This window comes from Dietzia sp. DQ12-76 (genome assembly GCF_014145045.1).
Taxonomy (GTDB): Bacteria; Actinomycetota; Actinomycetes; order Mycobacteriales; family Mycobacteriaceae; genus Dietzia.
This window is the reverse complement of the sequence record NZ_JAALDV010000305.1, coordinates 1-1,043: the sequence shown is the minus strand read 5'-3', so window position 1 is coordinate 1,043 and position 1,043 is coordinate 1. Positions and strand designations below refer to the sequence as shown.

Annotated in this window: 3 protein-coding genes; all 3 read left to right on the top strand. The window is 64.8% G+C overall.

Annotated elements, in window-relative coordinates:
• Positions 1-193: 193 nt before the first annotated feature.
• From G6019_RS10860 to G6019_RS10850, 3 genes are read left to right on the top strand one after another with little or no spacing between them, the layout of a single operon-like run.
• Positions 194-451, top strand: coding sequence for a hypothetical protein (locus tag G6019_RS10860; RefSeq protein WP_182627575.1), 258 nt, complete (start codon positions 194-196; stop codon positions 449-451).
• Positions 448-717, top strand: coding sequence for a hypothetical protein (locus G6019_RS10855; protein ID WP_182613697.1), 270 nt, complete (start codon positions 448-450; stop codon positions 715-717). Before G6019_RS10860 ends, G6019_RS10855 begins: the two co-directional genes overlap by 4 nt.
• Complete coding sequence (locus G6019_RS10850) at positions 714-1,013, top strand: hypothetical protein (RefSeq protein ID WP_182613698.1); 300 nt, start codon at positions 714-716, stop codon at positions 1,011-1,013. The genes G6019_RS10855 and G6019_RS10850 overlap by 4 nt, the downstream gene beginning before the upstream one ends.
• Positions 1,014-1,043 lie beyond the last annotated feature (30 nt).

Sequence of the window (1,043 nt, the reverse complement as noted above, 5' to 3'; positions counted from 1 at the left end):
AGGGGTTCGAATCCTCTCGGGGGCGCTTGGGTTTGCGCTGGTGAGGGCACGTAACTGGAGAGTCGGACGGCGTCCGTGCCAGGGACGTGCCAGTCAAGGCCTGGAGCCAGGCATGAGGGGGCGCTCAGACTGTCCCGACAGTGTCGGAGCCCACTGTTATCGTCGGCGGAACTCCGACGGAAGGAGGCCCCAAGTGGCCACCCTGCTCATTACCTACGACCTCAACAGTCCAGGTCAGAACTACGAAGCCGTCTACGACACCATCAAGGCGATGGGCGATTGGAACCATCCACTCGACTCCACATGGTTCGTCAAGACGAACCTGACCACCGATCAAGCCCACCAACGAATCAAGGCTGTAACTGATGCTGGTGACCACTGGTTCATCAGCGTGGTGACACAGGATCGTCAAGGCTGGATGCCGAAGTCCTTCTGGGACTGGCTCCGGTGATCACGAACGGAGAGGATGGTGGAGTCGATAGCCAGTACCGCCGGGGAATCCTTGGTGAGGTCCAACCCGGAGACGTCGAAGCCATTGTCGTCAACTGGGTGGACCACCTTCTGGCGGTGCGAGAGGTTCGGGAGTCTCCTGGCGAGAATGGCGTCTACTTCGAGGGCACGACCAGCGACGACCAGCCCATGGGGCGGCTAGTCCGCTACGGGGAGACCTTCTCCTACGTCCCGAAGTACTCGGGCGAGCGCACACTGGACCCATGACCGGCCTGACCGTCACCTTCAGCGGTCCCGACGGTCAGACCGTCGCGGCCGTCGATGGTGTCGTGGTCGTTGACCTTCGGGACCCCGGCGTGGAGGATGGCATGGCCCGCGCCGCCGCCAGCCCCTGGCCCGTGACCGCGACGGGGCCGTGGTGGTTGGGTGGCGGTGGGAGCACGGACCCCTCCAGCGTATTTTGGGCCGCGCGCACGGCGCTCCCCCGGGAGCAGTGGACCCACACCGGCGACACCCCGCCGGTGCCACGGATCCCGGCCCCGGAACCCGGCGTCGTCTTTTAGCCACTAGCCCCGGTGATTCACGGGCCGTAA